General features: G+C 56.1%; 15 protein-coding genes. 6 read left to right on the top strand and 9 right to left on the bottom strand.

The window, feature by feature from the left end; all coding sequences use genetic code 11:
* Positions 1-79 precede the first annotated feature (79 nt).
* Both RYC18_RS23470 and RYC18_RS23475 read left to right on the top strand, forming a co-directional pair.
* Positions 80-1720, top strand: a complete 1641-nt coding sequence (locus RYC18_RS23470) for a methyl-accepting chemotaxis protein (protein ID WP_004657015.1) — start codon at positions 80-82, stop codon at positions 1718-1720.
* 138 nt (positions 1721-1858) lie between these two features.
* Entirely contained in the window at positions 1859-2740 is an 882-nt protein-coding gene (locus RYC18_RS23475) for a CAP domain-containing protein (protein ID WP_316886917.1), read from the top strand.
* A 28-nt stretch (positions 2741-2768) separates the two neighbouring features.
* Here RYC18_RS23475 and RYC18_RS23480 read toward each other — a convergent pair whose 3' ends face one another.
* The 3 genes from RYC18_RS23480 to RYC18_RS23490 form a co-directional block, all read right to left on the bottom strand.
* On the bottom strand, positions 2769-3197 hold the full coding sequence (locus RYC18_RS23480) for a nuclear transport factor 2 family protein (protein WP_032701925.1): 429 nt from the start codon (positions 3195-3197) through the stop codon (positions 2769-2771).
* A gap of 141 nt (positions 3198-3338) precedes the next feature.
* A complete protein-coding gene (locus RYC18_RS23485) occupies positions 3339-4967 on the bottom strand; it encodes a methyl-accepting chemotaxis protein (protein WP_316886918.1) in 1629 nt (542 codons plus the stop codon).
* Between the two features lie 185 nt (positions 4968-5152).
* A complete protein-coding gene (locus RYC18_RS23490) occupies positions 5153-5782 on the bottom strand; it encodes a TetR/AcrR family transcriptional regulator (RefSeq protein ID WP_005780575.1) in 630 nt (209 codons plus the stop codon).
* Between the two features lie 224 nt (positions 5783-6006).
* On the opposite strand from RYC18_RS23490, the gene RYC18_RS23495 reads away from it, so the two are divergent.
* Positions 6007-6528 carry a DUF3237 domain-containing protein gene (locus tag RYC18_RS23495; RefSeq protein WP_002554164.1) on the top strand — a complete coding sequence of 174 codons (522 nt, stop codon included), beginning with the start codon at positions 6007-6009 and terminating at the stop codon, positions 6526-6528.
* A 58-nt stretch (positions 6529-6586) separates the two neighbouring features.
* On the opposite strand, the gene RYC18_RS23500 is transcribed toward RYC18_RS23495, so the two are convergent.
* From RYC18_RS23500 to RYC18_RS23510, 3 genes are all read right to left on the bottom strand, one after another.
* Positions 6587-8707, bottom strand: a complete 2121-nt coding sequence (locus RYC18_RS23500) for a TonB-dependent siderophore receptor (RefSeq protein ID WP_316886919.1) — start codon at positions 8705-8707, stop codon at positions 6587-6589.
* Between the two features lie 110 nt (positions 8708-8817).
* Positions 8818-9255: a GNAT family acetyltransferase gene (locus RYC18_RS23505; RefSeq protein WP_316886920.1), complete on the bottom strand. Its 438-nt coding sequence runs from the start codon at positions 9253-9255 to the stop codon at positions 8818-8820.
* A 54-nt stretch (positions 9256-9309) separates the two neighbouring features.
* Entirely contained in the window at positions 9310-10254 is a 945-nt protein-coding gene (locus RYC18_RS23510; protein ID WP_316886921.1) for an alpha/beta hydrolase, read from the bottom strand.
* Between the two features lie 362 nt (positions 10255-10616).
* Between RYC18_RS23510 and RYC18_RS23515 the strand changes: the two genes are divergently transcribed.
* The 3 genes from RYC18_RS23515 to RYC18_RS23525 all read left to right on the top strand — a co-directional run bounded on the left by RYC18_RS23515 (position 10617) and on the right by RYC18_RS23525 (position 13888).
* Complete coding sequence (locus tag RYC18_RS23515; protein ID WP_005780581.1) at positions 10617-11099, top strand: GNAT family N-acetyltransferase; 483 nt, start codon at positions 10617-10619, stop codon at positions 11097-11099.
* 459 nt (positions 11100-11558) lie between these two features.
* Positions 11559-11819, top strand: coding sequence for a DUF1652 domain-containing protein (locus RYC18_RS23520; RefSeq protein WP_002554159.1), 261 nt, complete (start codon positions 11559-11561; stop codon positions 11817-11819).
* 668 nt (positions 11820-12487) lie between these two features.
* Positions 12488-13888, top strand: a complete 1401-nt coding sequence (locus tag RYC18_RS23525) for a pyridine nucleotide-disulfide oxidoreductase (RefSeq protein ID WP_057405105.1) — start codon at positions 12488-12490, stop codon at positions 13886-13888.
* Between the two features lie 108 nt (positions 13889-13996).
* On the opposite strand, the gene csrA is transcribed toward RYC18_RS23525, so the two are convergent.
* From csrA to RYC18_RS23540, 3 genes are all read right to left on the bottom strand, one after another.
* Positions 13997-14185: a carbon storage regulator CsrA gene (csrA, locus tag RYC18_RS23530; protein ID WP_002554157.1), complete on the bottom strand. Its 189-nt coding sequence runs from the start codon at positions 14183-14185 to the stop codon at positions 13997-13999.
* A 557-nt stretch (positions 14186-14742) separates the two neighbouring features.
* Complete coding sequence (locus RYC18_RS23535; protein ID WP_004667761.1) at positions 14743-16095, bottom strand: GntP family permease; 1353 nt, start codon at positions 16093-16095, stop codon at positions 14743-14745.
* Between the two features lie 100 nt (positions 16096-16195).
* Positions 16196-16684 (bottom strand): gluconokinase, encoded by a 489-nt coding sequence (locus tag RYC18_RS23540; protein ID WP_005732609.1) that lies wholly within the window; start codon positions 16682-16684, stop codon positions 16196-16198.
* Between the last annotated feature and the right edge of the window lie 19 nt (positions 16685-16703).

Consider the following 16703-nt stretch of genomic DNA (forward strand, 5'->3'; position numbering starts at 1 on the left):
TGAAGTCATTATGACATCACGACTATTTGGTCACTCTCAGGCACGGATGTCGCCCCTCATTCAGCAACAGGTAAGCCCCATGAATTTCCTGCGTCAGTCCAAGTTTTCGACCAAGCTTCTTTCGGCATTCATTGTTTGTGCACTGATCACACTGGCCGTTGGCGGCCTGGGCATGGTCGGGGTTACCCGCTTGGGCAACGCGCTTGAGCTTACCTTTTCCAACAACCTTGTTTCTGTCAGCAACACTAATGAAACGCTGACCAGCCTCACCGCTCACAACCGTGGACTGTACCGTTTGCTGGATGCGCAGGATGGCGGCGTTCCTGAAGCCGACAAGGAACGTGTTCGACAGGCGTTGAGCGAAGATCTGGCTCGCGCACAGAGGGTATTCGCGATTTACCGTGCCACGCCGCTGGAAGATGACGAGCGTGCCGCCGGTGACCAGTTTGAGCTGATGATGCCCGGCTACGTTGCCGGAGCCCAGCAGGTTGTCGATCTGATCAAGGCCGGTGATTACGACGCTGCCCGCACCCGACTGAACACACTGTCTTCGGAAGGCTTTACCAAGGTGCGCAGCTATTTGCGCATTATGATTGATTCCAACAACCGTCAGATCAAAGAGGGTGCTGCGGCTGCCGCCGATCTACGGAATTCTTCGGTGATGATGCTTGAAATCGGCGTAGTCATCGCCTTTCTGGTGGCAATCATGTTGGGGCTGTTGATCACCCGCATGATTACCCGGCCGTTGGCGGTCGCGGTAGCAAGTGCTCAGCGCATTGCCGGTGGCGACCTGACCCAACCGATTGTTTCTGATCGTGGCGATGAGGCCGGACAACTGCTGGACGCACTGTCCGACATGCAGACCGGTCTGAAAAATACCATTCAACAAATTGCCAGTGCTTCAGACCAGTTAGCCTCTGCTGCCGAAGAATTGAGCGCCGTTACCGATGAAAGCACCCGCGGACTGACTCGCCAGAACGACGAAATCCAGCAGGCTGCGACTGCCGTGAATCAGATGACTGCTGCTGTGGAAGAAGTGGCGCGTAATGCGGTGTCGACCTCCGAGGCGTCGAAGGCTGCAACCGATGATGCAGTCGATGGACGTGGTCAGGTGGATCATACGGTCAAGGGCATCACCACCATGGTGCACGAGATCACCGAGTCCACTGGCGCTGTGTCAGAACTGGCCGGGCATGTGCGGGAGATCAGCAAGGTGCTGGACGTGATTCGCAGCATCGCCGAACAGACCAACCTGCTGGCGTTGAATGCCGCCATCGAAGCCGCGCGTGCCGGCGAACAGGGTCGTGGTTTTGCGGTGGTGGCTGATGAGGTTCGTGCCCTGGCACACCGTACTCAGGCATCGACAGTGGAAATCGAAGGCATGATCAGCACCGTGCAGTCCGGGGCCGATGGCGCCGTTGCTGCGATGGGCAAGAGCCTGTCTCTGGCCACCAATACTCAGGAGCTGGCGCTGCGTGCCGGTGCCGCGCTGGAAAAAATCACCCAGGGTGTGGCGACCATCAACGAGCGTAACCTGGTCATTGCTTCGGCTTCCGAAGAGCAGGCCCAGGTCGCACGCGAGGTGGACCGCAACCTGATCAACATTCAGGATCTTTCGACCCAGAGCGCCGCAGGTGCCAACCAGACCAGCGCTTCAAGTCAGGAACTGTCGCGACTGGCCACCTCGTTCAATTCGCTGGTCGCCAACTTCAAGCTTTGAGCCGTTTCAACACGGTACTGTCTGGCGCACGTCTTTGCCTTTTCGGTGGCTAATTTCCGCACTGACATGAAAAAGGCGTTGCGCCCGACCGGGTCATTTCGCGCATCATAGGCGGACTCAGCCCGAGAGAGACTTTTCATGCCTGTCATTTTCAACACCCTGCGCCTGTCGCTCCCGAGAGTATCGTTATCATTTGTGACCGTGCTGTGCTGTGGAATCTTTGCCAGTGCTGCGTTGGCCAGCGACGATACGCAACTGATCGAATCCATCAACGCCTATCGTGGTCAGGCACAGCGCTGTGGCGAGCAGGTATCCATGGAACTGCCGCCACTGACCAGTGATGCACGTCTGGTGCTGCCCGCCAGTGGCAATCTGGACCTGCAACAGGCGCTGACGCGTGCCTCCTATCCAATGGTCACTGTGCAGGCGATCAGTCTGTCCGGCCCAAATGACGCTGACTCGGCACTTAAAGCGGTGCTGGAGAGTTTTTGCCGGGTAGTGCTGGACCCGCAATTTGTCGACATCGGGGTTAGCCGGCAGGGGCGAGACTGGCGCATTGTCCTGGCACGCTCGCTGGTGGCTTCGCGTCTTGGCGATTGGCAGGTAGAAGGGCAAAAAATTCTGGAAATGGTCAATAACGCCCGTACCCAGGCGCGTCAGTGCGGAACGCAATCCTTCGCTGCTACCACGCCACTGGTCTGGAACGCTGTTCTGGGCAGTGCCGCACAACGTCATTCGCAGGCAATGGCCAATCAGAACTTTTTTGACCACAAGGATCGCGACGGCCGTACGCCTGGCGATCGGGCCGAACTTGCTGGCTATATAGGCCAGCAGGTCGGTGAGAACATCGCTGCAGGCCAGGACAGCGCGCGCAAGGTGGTGGATGGCTGGCTGCTGAGCCCCGGCCACTGCGCCAACCTGATGAGTCCTGATTTCCGCGAGTTGGGAGCAGCTTACGCGATGGACCCGAAAAGTGACGCAGGAATTTACTGGACGGCGATGTTCGGCACGCAGCAGTAGCGCCTGCTGCTGCCTTGAACCGGTGGGTTTAGAAGCGGAATGCCTGACGGCCGATGAGCAGCCATTGGCCATTCTGCTTCTGCCAGATCTGGAAGTTCTCGATTTCGGTCGGCACAACCTTGCCGCTGTTCACTGCCTGTGCCGAGAAATGATTGCGCACCAGGGCGGTGTCGCCGGAAAGAATGATTTTCTGATTGAGCATCTTCAGTTCGTTAAAGGCGCTCTTGCCGGTCTCGATGTCTGCGATGAACGCTTTCTTGTCCTGAATGGTGCCGCTGGAGTGTCCGTATGTGAGGTTGTCGGCGGTCAGCGCATTGAGTTGCTTTATGTCCTTGTGCCACATGGCTTGCGTGAGCTTGTCTACCGCCTCGGCAACATCAGTCTCGTCAGAAGTTGCCGCAGCGGCGTAGCCGGTAAACAGGCACAGAAACGCCATTAGCAGTGTCAGCTTTTTCATGTTCATCCCTTTTTCTTGTCGTTATTGAATGTGAGCGAAGCCCGCGCAGATGAGTAATTCATCTGTCGTCGTACAACTTAGATCAGGGCAGGCCATTCGACAAGGGGAGATGCCGGGAAGCGCGCTTCCCGGCGATAGAGCTTAAACGCGGAACTGCTTGGTAAGACGGTTCAGGCCTGACGCCAGCGTCGACAACTCGGCAGTGGCGATGGCGGTCTGATTGGAGCCCTCGGACGTCTGACTGGACAGGTCACGAATGCTGACCAGGCTCCTGTCGACCTCACGAGCAACCTGGGCCTGTTCTTCGGCAGCGGTAGCGATCATCAGATTGCGTTCGTTGATCTGGCTGATGGAGTCGGTAATTTCGAGCAGCGCCTTGCCGGCGCCATTGGCCATCTCCAGGGTCTTGTGTGCCTGAACGCTGGTCTGCTCCATGGCAGTGACAGCGTTGCCGGTGCCGGTCTGAATCGAGCCGACCATCTGTTCGATTTCGCGGGTCGATTGCTGGGTGCGGTGTGCCAATGCGCGTACTTCGTCCGCGACCACGGCAAAACCTCGCCCTGCTTCGCCTGCACGGGCCGCCTCGATCGCAGCGTTGAGTGCCAGCAGGTTGGTTTGTTCGGCGATGGCGCGGATCACATCCAGCACCTTGCTGATGTCCGTTGCCATGACCGCCAGGCCCTGCACCTCGGTTGAGGTGATCTGCACTTTGGAGACCATCAGGTTGATCGCCGTGACAGTCTCATCGACCTGCGCACGTCCGGCCATGGCTGCGGTGCTCGATTGAGACGTCACTTCCGATGCCGATGCGGCGTTGCTGGCCACTTCCTCTACCGCCGCGCTCATCTGGTTGACGGCCGTAGCTGCCATTTCGATCTCATTGCTCTGACGCTGAATGGTGCGCGATGCATCTTCGGTGACTGCGTGCATCTCTTCGGAAGTAGCGGCCAGTTGGGTGGACGAGTCGCCGATGAGAGTCAGGGCACTGCGCAGGTTGGCTTGCATCAACGCCAGTGCGGCGATCAGTCTGGCCGCTTCATCACTGCCGTCTTGTGGAATGTCTTTGCTCAGGTCATTGGCCGCAATGCGTTGCGCAATGTTCAGCGACTCACCGATCGGCTGAGTCAGGCTGCGGGTGTACATCCAGGCCAGCAGCAGGGTAGTAATCACGCCGACCGCGATAAAAATACTCACCATCAACAAGGTTTGCTGATAAGCAGATTCGGCTTGATCACCCGCTTTTTCCGCTTTGCTGTCGTTGATGCCGATGAGTTTTTTCAGCGTGTTTTCGACCTGATCCGCCGCAACTTTCATGTCGCCATTGGAAATGGCAACTGCCTCTTCCAGATTGCCCGCTGCAACAGAGGCCAGGTAGCGATCCTGGGCTGTTTGATAGTCGGCGTTGGCTTTGCGGAGCTCGTCGAATGCCTGACGCCCTTGAGGGGTAACGATCAGTTTGCTGAGAGAGTCCGAAAGACCGGCAATCAGCGAGCGGGCCTGCTGAATGTCGCTAAGTGCCTTGGTCCTGCGATCCTGCGGCTCAAGGGGGTTACGAAGTCGGGCGTTATTGCCCCTGATACCGACAAACTCCCTGTCCAGAGAGCCGAGCAGTTTTACGCTGGGTAGCACGTTGGTTTCGATGAATTTTTCTGCTGTGTTGAGAAGTGCTGCCTGACGCAAAGCCAGCAGGCCCAGTGCAACGATCATCAGGCAAAAAATACCGAAGCATAAAGCCGAACGCGGTGCAAGATTGAGTTTTCGCAGGATCATTATTATTTCTCCGAAGTGGGCAATAGGCTATCGCCTGCCTTCGGGTTTTCTTGACGAGCTATACGGGCCCGGAATCGAGGTTTGAATCAGGTTGTCCGGATAAATCGTAAGCAAATATGTCACGGCCTGGCAGCTTTACATTTTAACCAGCATTTAAAGAGGGCTACCTGTCGCAGCCCGGTGAATCAGCGCTTTTCCATGCCCAGCATAAAAGTATCAATTGCTCGTTTGACCATGCTTTGAATCTGCTCGACGCTCAAGCGTGCGGGTGTTTGTTGATAGAGGCGAATGTCGGTTTCCGCGGTCAGCAGCGAGGTGAGTTGCAGCGCTGCGATATGCGGATCAGTGGTACGTAGCTGGCCACGTTGCATGGCCGCATTCATCAGCGTCGTCACCGTTTGCAGGAATTCCCTGGGGCCTGAGTCATAGAACATTGTGCCGATGTCGGAGTGCCCGGATTCGGCCACTACCATGCGGTACACCGCCAACGCGCTGTCATCATTGATGAGTACCATCAACATTCGCTCCCCGAAGCGCGTGAACAGCGTTCGCAGGTCTAATTCTGCATCTGTGTCCTTGTCGACAGAGATCGCCAGTTCCGAAACGGCCTCGGCAAGATGAGCGGTTGCAACCCTGTTGACCACGGCGATGAACAGCTCCTCCTTGGAGGGGAAGTAGCTGTAGATCGTTGCTTTGGAGCCGCCCATCCGTTTGGTGACTTCATTCATCGACGCACGTTCGTAGCCCATTTCAAGGAAGACACTTGCTGCGGCATCGATGATGGCTTCGCGGCGTGCTTCAGTACGCACCTTCATTTATATCCTCAATCCCTTAGTGAACCGGGTAGTACAGTAAATGCAAAATTCTCTAGACTGGAACTGAACCGTTCGGTACGATTTCAGCCGGTTTCAAGGAGCTTACTGGAAAAGACAGCGCAGATAAATGCCGACGGATCGAGGCGCTCTATATTTTGCAAATCCGATGGCTGGGCCCAGCCATCCATTGCCCGAATTCATTCAACGATGGAGTGAACAGGTCCATGAACATCATCGATTTCAAGAAACCCGTCAAACGCTCTTTTCGTGGTAATACGGCAGTGGTGCCTCAGCTTGAGAAAGTGCTCACCGTCATTCTGAAGACCGACGTTCCTGTGCTTATGGGCATATGCAGCGATGGACTGCGTAGCAGCAGCAGGATTCTGGGCGGAGAGTTCCATGCCGAATATTTCAGCGGCTCGGTGCAGGCTGGCGGCAGCAGTATGCAGGTTGAATTGTCATCCGAGCTTGCCTTTCTGGACACTCGTTTCACTCTGGTCACGCAATTGGGTGAATTGATCAGCGTTGAAAGCCAGGGTGTCCTGCTCATGGACGAAGTGGGTCAGCAGGAATTGCAGAACGGGGTCTGGCCGATCAGTGACGGCCATTACCAATGCACATGCACGCCGCGCTTCAAGGTTTCCCTTGGGCCTAATGAATGGCTGGAAAAGAGCGCCTTCATTGGCAAGACCGAATACATTCAAGACAATGAAACGCTGATCAGTTTTTATCGGATGAAGTCCTGATTCGTCCCATTGGTTAGGCGTGGAGCAGGCCGTTGCAGGCCTGCTCCGTTGTAACTGGTTAAAAAGTGACACTGGCGCTCAGGCGCGCGGTGCGCGGCTCGCCAACGTTGACCTGCAACTGGCTGCCTGTACTGGACGGGTAGTACTGCTTGTCGAACAGGTTATCGACATTCAGTTGCAGGCGCGTCTTGTAACCGGCCATCGGCACATCCCAGCGTAGAAACGCATCGGCTACGGTGTAGCTGCTCATATAGAAGGTATTCGCATCATCACCAGCGCGCTCGCCCACATAGCGTGCGCCGCCACCTGCATGCCAGTCGCCCAGACCGGACGGGACTTGCAGATGGTGGGTGAGGTACAGGCTGGCCGTATGCTTGGGTGCCTGGCTAAGACGATTGCCCTTGTTGCTTGGATCATCCAGCACTTCGGTGTGGGTGTAAGCGTAAGTGCCGATCATGTCCCAGCGCTCGGCTATGCGCCCGGTCACGTCCAGCTCCACCCCTTGTGAGCCGACCTTGCCAGCTGCTTCGCTGACGCCGGTCACGCCAGTGGGGGTGACGACGTTTTTCTTCTCGATGTCGAACACCGCGAGGTTGAGGTTAAGCGCCGGTGCCAGTGCATATTTGGCACCGACTTCGTAACTGCGGCCTTCTTCCGGGTCGAAGGTCGTGCCGTCATCGTTCACATCGTCGTTGGGCACGAACGAACGGCTGTAGTTACCGTACAGCGAGAGGTCTTCATTGACCTTGAATACCAGACCGGCCATTGGCAGAAATACATCGTCATTCTTGTCCAGATTGGTGACTCGGCTAGCACCAAGGCCTTGTTTGATGTACTGGTCATAATGCTGATAGCGACCACCCAGGACCAGAATCCAGCGGTCATTCAGGTGCCAGTTATCCTTGAGGTACAGGGAAGATGAGGTCAGTTGATTGCTCAGGTTGCTGTTCGCCGCGCTGACCACACTGGGCTCGGCCAGGCTGCCATACACCGGTGAGAAGATATTGAAGCCGTTTTGAGCCGTGTTGCGGTAGGTCTTGCCACGATACTTGTCGGAGTCTTCCTGCTCGGCACCGATCAACAGATCATGTTGCTGGCCAAGAATCTCTTGCTTGCCGATGAAGTCCCAACTGGCATAACGCGTTTCATAATCATAGTGGCCGCCATTGGCCTGACGACGCAGCACACCGCTGCTGGACAATGTGCTTGGCTGGGCAATCGAGAGGCTGTAGCGGTCGTTGTTCCAGCCGTAGGTCAGACGGGTTTTCCAGTCATCACTAAGCTGGTACTCGAAGCGCGCGGTTGCGGTTTCGCTGATGCCCACGGTATTGGCCCACTTTTCGTCGAGCCGCTTGTCATAGCTGATATCGGCCGGATGACCACCTGTGAACACCGTGCCGCGGTCGAACGGGCTGATGTAGTCGTTGTATTCGTAGGCGAGCGTCAGGCTGGCGCGTTCTCCGGTCCAGGACAACGAGGGCGCGATCAGGGTGTGCTGATCGATGCCATAGTTACGCCAATAGTCCTCGCTCTGACGCTCTGCCACCAGTCGGTAGGCCAGCCCGGAATCGCCCAGCGGTCCGGTGGTGTCGATGCCGAAACTGCCACCGCCTTCGCTGTAGGCCGAGCCACTGAGCGTGGTGCTTTGCACATATTGCGGTTGTTTGCTGATCACGTTGATCACGCCACCCGGCTCCATCGCGCCGTACAGCAGCGATGCCGGACCTTTGAGTACTTCAACGCGCTCGGCTGTGGCACCGAAGTTTTTCGATACTACCGAGCGTACGCCATCGCGCAGGATCGAGCCGTCGTCGTTGGTACCGAAGCCACGCTTGATCACCGAGTCCTTGGTGTTGCCCAGTGTGTTGCCCTGGCTGACGCCGCTGACAAACTTCATGGCATCGTCCAGCGAGCGCACGTTGTAGTCGGCGATGGTCTGCGGCGTTACCACATTGACCGACTGTGCCTCCTCCTTGATCGGTACATCACTTTTGCTCGCGGTACTGGTGCTTTCGGCGCTGTAGCCTTCCCGGCCTTCGGTAGCGGCGGCGGATACCTGGGTGGCAGGCAAGGTTGCGGTTTCAGCAGCATGCACTGCGCCGCTGGCGCACATCGCCAGTGAAAGTGCGGACAGCAAAAAAGGGCCGGGACGGCGAGGGCATTGGGAGGAGGTGCTCAAGGGAAATGCTCAGCAAGGACGTTAATAGCAATAATTGTAATTTGATACTGATTCTCATGTAAATAAATGATTGAGCCCGGTGCTCTGCAAACAGGGGCGTTTTCAGGTTATCAATGACTATCGACGTTGGCGTCAATCCGCTTGCCCATGCTGATGATGGGCTCGGGCGTGTACCCCAATGTTTGATAAAAAGCCTGCACACTTTCGTTGAACGTATGAATTTGCAGATTGATCTTGACGCAGCCAAGGTCCGTAAGAGCTTGTTCTGCGTGCCTGACCAGTGCTGTTCCCAGTCCTTTGCCACGCTGGTGCGGGGCAACTGCAACCGAATACAGCCAGCCGCGATGGCCGTCGTAACCGGCAAGAATGGTCCCGGTCACGCGGCCGTCCATGACGGCGACGAAAAACAGCCGGTCCCCGGCAGCCAGTTTCTTGTCGATCGACAACTCCGGACGGTTATGCGGCATGGGGTCATTGAAGACGGTCTTCCACAGCTCGATGACGGCAAGGCGGTGATGCGGGTCTGAATACTCGACAATGCAGTTCATTGCGCGGTCTCTGAGTGATGAGCCCAGAGACTACTGCGTCGTGTCCGGCCATGTCTAACCGGCGTTCTTTGACGGCTGGTCCTGTGTTGTGACCCTGGGCAGTGATGCCGGTGTATCAAGCAACGTACGGATGGCCCGACTATAAGCGGGCTGTCCGATCTGCATGCTGTTGTTGTGTGTACCGCCAGGCACCAGTATCAGCTTCTTGGGTTCCCGCGCTGCTTCGAACAGCTGCTCGCTGAAGCGTGCCGGTACGTAGCGATCCTCGGTGCCGTGCACGATCAGCACTGGCATGTGGATGTCTGCAATCTTGTCCAGAGAGTCGAACTTCTGCGACAGCAACCAGCGCACAGGCAGCGAGGTATTGGCCAGCGCAGTGGCCACATCGGCCAGGTTGGTGAAGGTGGATTCTATTATCAGCCCGCGGGCCTGAATCGGCGCGTTGTCCTTTTCTGCGTCATTGCCCAGTTCGGCTGCCAGATCCACCGCAACTGCACCGCCCAGCGAGTGCCCATATATAAGTCTGCGTTGCGGATCGGGCTGCAGTTGTTTCAGGCGTGCCCAGGCGATGCGTGCATCTTCGTACACCGACTTCTCGGATGGCAGCTGGCCCATGCTCTGACCGAAACCCCGATAATCGATTGCCAGTATCGAGTAGCCCTGCGCCTTGAGTTGCTGGATACGGAACAACTGGCCGGTGAGGTTCCATCTTGAGCCATGCAGGTACAGCACGGCTGGGGCGTTCTTGTCCGATGCGGGCCACCACCAGGCGTGGATATTCTGCGATGGTCCAAATGACGGTGTGCTGAGTTCGATCTCCTGCACATCGGCGGGCAGGCCGCTGTACCAGCTTGCGGTGCCGGGCTCGATGCGAAACACCAGCTCGCGTTCCTTGTGCTCAAGCACTGCACAGCCGACCGGGAGGCCAATAATGATGGCTAATATGCAGATCCATTTGATCGGACGAGCCTTGAAGCGAGCCAGGGGCGAAATCGGCATAAGACGCATGATCCAGTCAACAAAGTGAAATAAATGCCGGTTCTGCGTCAGGGTTGCAAGATGAACCACCAAACATGGGTTACAGAATATTGCACAGCGGGGTTCCGGGTATGTTTTCAAGCTGAGCAATCATGATGTACACGCAAACCCCTACACTTCAATACGTTGCGCCAAGAGGTCCGAATGCAGCGTCAACAAAGGCGCTCAATAGCACAATTCGTTATTGAGGTGCCCTTTTCGATAGCCGGGGATATGCTGTGAAGGGACAGGCGCTGTATTTTTGTCACCAGCTGTCGCCCAAATCGCCGATCTGCTTAACGTTTACTCGCGCTTTCTTCAATTTCTTCAAGAGGTTACCGCTCATGTTCCATCACCGCCCCCTGGAAGAAAAAGACATCCCCACGATTTGCGAACTGCCGCAGAATGCCGACGAACTGTTCTACATGTTCCCCAGAGCGACTTACCCGCTGACTGCCTCGCAACTCAGCGAAGCACTGGAGACCCGACACGACTCGACCGTCATCGAGATGGATGGCGAAGTTGTCGGTTTTGCCAATTTCTCTCAATGCAAATTTCGCGGCCGTTGCTCGCTGGGTAATGTGATCATCGCTCCGAAGGCCCGCTCCAAAGGGGTAGGGCGTTACTTGATTACCAGTATGATGGGGATCGCATTTGACAAGCACGAAGCGACTGAGCTGATTGCATCCTGCTACAACCATAACGTCCCCGGGTTGCTGTTTTACCCGCGGATGGGCTTTCGCCCTTATGCCATCGAAGAGAAACGCGATAAACAAGGTGCCCGGGTGGCGCTGATCCATCTGCGTCTGTCTGGCTCGGAACAGTAAGTTTTTCATGCGGGGGCACGCACGGCCATTATTGCATCGGCCCGGGCGTGCCTTTTATCTTCAACCCGTTTTTCAAGCGACTCGATAACAGTGTCTGGTTATTTTTTCAGATAACGCCGTCCCGACAGTCGACCGTTCGTCAGTATTTATGCTGCTTTCTAGTGTGACTTCTGTACGCCGTGATTCACGTCAGGCCGTAGTACGCTGGAAATCATTACGGTGAATCGTTTTTTCTGTTGATTCTTCAATAAGGGACAGCATTAAAAGGAGCAAGGATATTCGGTTGTGGAAGTTGCTAGAGGGGCTGCGAGAGGTGTATAACTCGTTTAAGCATAACGCGAGTGACGACAGATAATTGGCGGGCTGGTCTGGGCCGTTTTTTAAAAGAGTCATCAACAATAAAAATTGTCAAAATTTGTCATGGTCGGGACATGCTTACACCCATAAGGAGATAAAGAGATGATTACGAGTGGACTGTCTGAGTTAGAACTCAGGAGTATCGTTGAACGTGCATTCCTGCCGTTGCGTTGCACCTGCACCATTGCCAACGATCAGATGACGGTGCAAATAAGCGATCCGGTGTCCGGGCGTACCCATCGTCAGACGAGCCTCCCGCTCAGCCGTATCAAGACTGTCCGGGATATCTCTGCACTGGTAGCCGGGTTGCGTGAAGAGCCGGCAAAAGCCAAGGCGTCACAAGCGCATTACAGCGCTGCCTGATACTGCTTCATCCCTCTGATGCCCAGGCATCACGCAGCAGGGCCTCGATCAGTGTTGATCGGGGCCTTGTCGTTTGTGCGGTTGCCGGTTCTACTTTTTCGGGCAAAACTCGCTGCCCGGTCGCCCGTCAATTTAACAGCGTCGGAGTCATGCTGTTTCGGAGATGGGCGATAAAAAAATAATAGAAATTCATGAAACTTTTTAACCGTCTTGAACCATGCGCACGTCAAGGTTTTAAAAAGGTACAAACGCCGTGAAATCATCAGGTTATAGCGCGCTATTGAACGGGTTGCTCAACGCCCTGCCTATTTGACACTTTTGCGTTTCTTTGCAACTATTTGATTGCCTCCTGAATGCGTAACGCATTGTCACGCTTTTCCACTTGATAAAAACGCCGCCTTAAAAAAAAGGGCGGTAGCATTGAGCGGTTTTTTACTGCCCACTCCGCTACTTCAAGGTCCCGCCTGTTTTACGTGTTGTAACTTTCTGTAAAAAAACACTGTTTCATGACGACTCATCACGTCGGTGAATGAGCCTTTGTCGGTGTTCGGTTGTATGTGTTTCGCCTCGAATCGTGCAGGGACGCTGGTTCGCCTGATCAGCCAGGCACTCGATCATCCAGAACTTCTGTGCTGCACCAACGTATGAAATGACGATGGAGCATCATCATGTTTGATAACGGTATGGAAACAACCTGCGGCTGCGTCGTCGGAGGGGCCGGGCTCGCCGGCATGGGTTTTTTGTTCAATGCCCTGAAAACCGGCGCAATGCCAAGAATTGCCGCGAAAGGATTGGTCGTCATTGACGCAAGCGACCGGCCCGGAGCAGGCGTGCTGGGGGAGTATCGGATTACCGCCAATTCTGTGGGCGATGTATTCATCGATTGCCTGCGCGATCCGGCCTTACGTGAGGTATTCGAGCCTTTGGAAAACTCGGCAGCGTATTGGCGTATCAAAGCGCAGGCGCAAAGCGCGCCGCAGCTGTCTGATGCCGGTCTGCTCATGGCCGAGGCCGCCAAGCTGGTACTGGACCACATCGTGCAACGCTACGGAGTAAAAGTCTGGTCCGGTACGACCATTAATGAAGTGGTCAGTGACGGCGACACATTTTGCCTGCACGTTGACGGTCCGTACGGCAAAAGACGTGTGCGCTGCCGGGCGCTGGTACTCAATCTGGGTGGGCGTCAGGATCCACAGCACCTGATTGATGCTCTTGCCGGGCAGGGGCTGGCGCTGCCAGGCAATGTGAGTATTCAGAGCGCCGACAGGTTGCTGCGTATGAATGCGGTGCAATTACGCGAAGTGTTCGGTCCCGCGCTGGCCGGTAAAGGGCGAATCACGATTGTGGGTGGCTCACACAGTGCCTTTTCAATGCTGGAAAATCTGGCAGATGCACTGGAGTTCGCGGGCTTGCAGGAACTGACGCTTATTCATCGAAGCCGGATCAGGCTGTTTTACGAAAGTGTCGAACAAGCACAGGCAGCTGGTTACCTTTTCGACGCCCAACACGATGTGTGTCCGGTATCAGGCCGAGTCAACCGCTCCGGCGGCTTGCGTTATAGAGCGCTGGACGTTGGGCGCGAGGCGCTGTGTAGCGGCCGTGTCGGCAAGACGGGCGTGCGGGTGCAGATGTTTCAGACGCTGGGCGGGCGACCTGGTTACCACGAGCCGGCCCGGCTCGCGCTTGCCGACTCGGCGGTGATCGTGCAGTGCTCTGGCTATCAACCTGTGCTGCCGACGCTAAAAGATGCCGAAGGCAACTTCATCAGCCTGCGCGAGACAAAGGGCGGTCTTGAGTCCGACGCTTGCGGCTGTCCGTTGGACCAGCAGGGTCGTCGAATGAAGGGCCTGTATCTTTTTGGTCTGGGGGCCGGGCTTGGCGCCGATCCGCATCTGGGCAGTGAACCCGCCTTCGATGGACGTATCTACGGCGTCTGGCAGTTTCACCATGATGCAAGCCGAGCAGTGGTTGAGGCCGTCACCAGCAGGCTGTCCTGTCCAGCTGCTGTTCCCGAGATGATCGGTATGGACTTATTCATGCAGGCAGCGCTTCACATTCAGGCGGGTTAGGCAGCAATTACAGGTAAACAGCACCATAAAAAACGGCGCCCCAAGGACGCCGTACGGCTGTCTGCCAGTAAATGGCAAATCAACATTGAATAAGGGGTACTGCAGGAATTATTGTGGGTCCTGGTTCGGAGCCAGTTCTGCCTGGATACGTTTGTAGATTTCTTCACGATGCACTGAAACATTTTTTGGTGCATTGATGCCCAGGCGGACCTGAAGCCCTTGAACGCCAAGAATCGTGACAGTGATCTCGTCACCGATGTTTATGCTTTCGCCTACTTTGCGAGTGAGTATCAACATAATCTTTTCCTTGATGGCCTCTTGAAAACGCCTCTCTCAAGAGGCTGGCGTTTGCCTTTGCGTGGTGATTGTTGCCGAGTGCATCCAAATGCATCCGTCTTATGACGTCACATGGGTGAATTAAATTCCCTCGGTTCATTTTCTTGTCATCGAGATTTGCATCTGCGATACGACGAGCGCGCCAATTCTGCCCGTTTCGACGTGAAAATGCCCGTATTTACTGGCGTCATGTAAAAAGTATCGTGAACCGCTGCACGCTGTGAGGTCGTCATCGTCTCACTCGACGAGGCGGGATAAGCCCATCTCGGCATGAGTGTAAGCGTAGGCATGACTTTGCGAGATTGCTCGGACTTTCTGAAAATTCAGTTGAAAGTGTCGAACAAGGATGTAGGAAAGGGCTGCCGGGTCGCCATCGCTACTACGCTCAGGCGTGTTGACGCTATCAGGGACACTGGGTGGCCGATCCAGAGTGCGCGCTGTGGCGCAGAGATGCGATGTACAGCAAGGCGTTGGCCTTCGCGGGTTTCATTGCCCGCAAAGGCCCTGCCGGAATGGGCTTAAAGCGCCATCGACAGCAACATGATGAAGATCAGGCCGACCACCGACAGGATGGTTTCCATCACCGTCCAGGTCTTGAAGGTTTCGGCAACCGTCATGTTGAAGTACTGCTTCACCAGCCAGAAACCGGCATCGTTGACGTGCGAGAGGATCAACGAGCCGGCACCGGTTGCCAGCACCAGCAGCTCGCGGTTGACGCCAGGAATCAGGCCGACCACGGGTGCCACGATCCCTGCGCCGGTGATGGTTGCCACGGTAGCCGAACCGGTTGCAATACGGATGACGGCAGCCACCAGCCAGGCCAGCATGATCGGGTTGATCTGAGCCTGCACAGCCATGTGTCCGATGACGTCGCCCACGCCGCTGGCGACCAGCATTTGCTTGAAGCCACCGCCTGCACCCACGATCAGAACGATTGCGGCAACCGGTGCCAGGCTCTGGTCCAGTAGTTTCATGATTTTTGTACGGTCAAAGCCACGCGCCGCACCAAAGGTGTAGAACGCCAGCAAAAGCGCTGCGAGGAGGGCGCTGATCGGGTGACCGATCAGGTCCATCCAGATGCGGAACATGTTGTTTTCCGGCAACACCACGTCGGCAAAGGTCTTGAGCAGCATCAGGAAGACCGGCAGCAGAATGGTCACCAGCGTGATACCGAAGCCTGGCAGGTTCTCAGTGCTCGACTCTTTGGCAATCTGGTCCATCAGTTCCTTTGAAGGAGTGCCAGGGATGCTTTTTGAAATCCAGCTACCGAAGATCGGGCCAGCGATGATGGCCGTCGGCAGTGCAACGATCAGTCCGTAGAAAATGGTCTTGCCAATGTCGGCACCGAAAATGCCGATGGCCAGCAACGGACCCGGATGTGGCGGAACCAGACCGTGCACGGCTGACAGGCCTGCCAGCAATGGAATGCCGATCTTGACGATGGATACGCCGGTACGACGGGCAACAATGAACACCAACGGGATCAGCAACACAAAGCCGATCTCGAAGAACAGCGGGATGCCCACCAGAAAGGCCGAGAACATCATGGCCCAGTGCACTTTCTGCTTGCCGAAGGTGCGTATCAACGTTTGCGCAATCTGGTCCGCGCCGCCCGAGTCCGCCATCAGCTTGCCGAGCATGGTGCCCAGGCCGAGGATGATACCGACGAACCCCAGTACGCCGCCGAAGCCGTCCTGAAACGATTTCATGACTTTTTCAACCGGCATTCCCGAGGTCAGGCCAAGAAAGCCTGCCGCCAGGGTCAGCGCGACGAAAGGGTGTACCTTGAAGGTGGTGATCAACAGTACAAGGCCGACGATGGTCACCAGCGCATCGACGAGCAGGAACGTCTCATGGGTCATACCGAACATGGGTGTTTCTCCGGTTTATTGTTTTAAGGAGCTGTTAACAGCGCCGACGTTAATATCGTGTGTACGCAAGACAGCGCTGTCTTCTGCGCTCACGCCTTTATCAGGCGTGGGAGTCTTTCCACCATGCTGCGGCTTGTTCACCGATGACATCGATAGGCTGCGATGCGTCGACGATCAACGTCAGCGGCTCGCCGTAAGGCGGCTCGAGGGTTGCGAACTGGCTGTCCACCAGACTGGCGGGCATGAAATGCCCCGGCCGGTGCGAGCAACGTTCGGCGGCAAGTTCCTTGGTAAGTTCCAGGAAAACAAAACCCAGGCCGGGTACGGCATCGCGCAGACGCTGGCGATAGATAAGCTTGAGTGAAGAGCAGGTCAGCACAGGGTGCTCACCGTTTGCCAGGGCAGCAGCCATCTCTTCGCCCAGGCGGGTCAGCCAGCCGGCCCGGTCGTCATCATTGAGAGGGGTTCCGGCGCTCATTTTTTCGATATTGGCGGGAGGGTGGAACGCATCGCCTTCGATCAGGCGACCGCCGCTGTTACGGGCGATCTCGGCACCGACGGCGCTTTTGCCGCAGCCAGAGACACCCATTACCACAAGGGCGGAAATA

It is taken from the genome of Pseudomonas syringae group sp. 247E2, assembly GCF_032587795.1.
In the GTDB taxonomy this organism is placed as follows: Bacteria; Pseudomonadota; Gammaproteobacteria; order Pseudomonadales; family Pseudomonadaceae; genus Aquipseudomonas; species Aquipseudomonas amygdali.

Coding starts and splice junctions, on each gene's coding strand:
- RYC18_RS23475 (WP_316886917.1), top strand. CDS start 1,859: ATGCCTGTCATTTTCAACACCCTGCGCCTGTCGCTCCCGAGAGTATCG.
- RYC18_RS23540 (WP_005732609.1), bottom strand. CDS start 16,684: ATGGGTGTCTCTGGCTGCGGCAAAAGCGCCGTCGGTGCCGAGATCGCC.
- RYC18_RS23470 (WP_004657015.1), top strand. CDS start 80: ATGAATTTCCTGCGTCAGTCCAAGTTTTCGACCAAGCTTCTTTCGGCA.
- RYC18_RS23505 (WP_316886920.1), bottom strand. CDS start 9,255: ATGAACTGCATTGTCGAGTATTCAGACCCGCATCACCGCCTTGCCGTC.
- RYC18_RS23520 (WP_002554159.1), top strand. CDS start 11,559: ATGATTACGAGTGGACTGTCTGAGTTAGAACTCAGGAGTATCGTTGAA.
- RYC18_RS23490 (WP_005780575.1), bottom strand. CDS start 5,782: ATGAAGGTGCGTACTGAAGCACGCCGCGAAGCCATCATCGATGCCGCA.
- RYC18_RS23510 (WP_316886921.1), bottom strand. CDS start 10,254: ATGCCGATTTCGCCCCTGGCTCGCTTCAAGGCTCGTCCGATCAAATGG.
- RYC18_RS23535 (WP_004667761.1), bottom strand. CDS start 16,095: ATGTTCGGTATGACCCATGAGACGTTCCTGCTCGTCGATGCGCTGGTG.
- RYC18_RS23485 (WP_316886918.1), bottom strand. CDS start 4,967: ATGATCCTGCGAAAACTCAATCTTGCACCGCGTTCGGCTTTATGCTTC.
- RYC18_RS23525 (WP_057405105.1), top strand. CDS start 12,488: ATGTTTGATAACGGTATGGAAACAACCTGCGGCTGCGTCGTCGGAGGG.
- RYC18_RS23480 (WP_032701925.1), bottom strand. CDS start 3,197: ATGAAAAAGCTGACACTGCTAATGGCGTTTCTGTGCCTGTTTACCGGC.
- csrA (WP_002554157.1), bottom strand. CDS start 14,185: ATGTTGATACTCACTCGCAAAGTAGGCGAAAGCATAAACATCGGTGAC.
- RYC18_RS23495 (WP_002554164.1), top strand. CDS start 6,007: ATGAACATCATCGATTTCAAGAAACCCGTCAAACGCTCTTTTCGTGGT.
- RYC18_RS23515 (WP_005780581.1), top strand. CDS start 10,617: ATGTTCCATCACCGCCCCCTGGAAGAAAAAGACATCCCCACGATTTGC.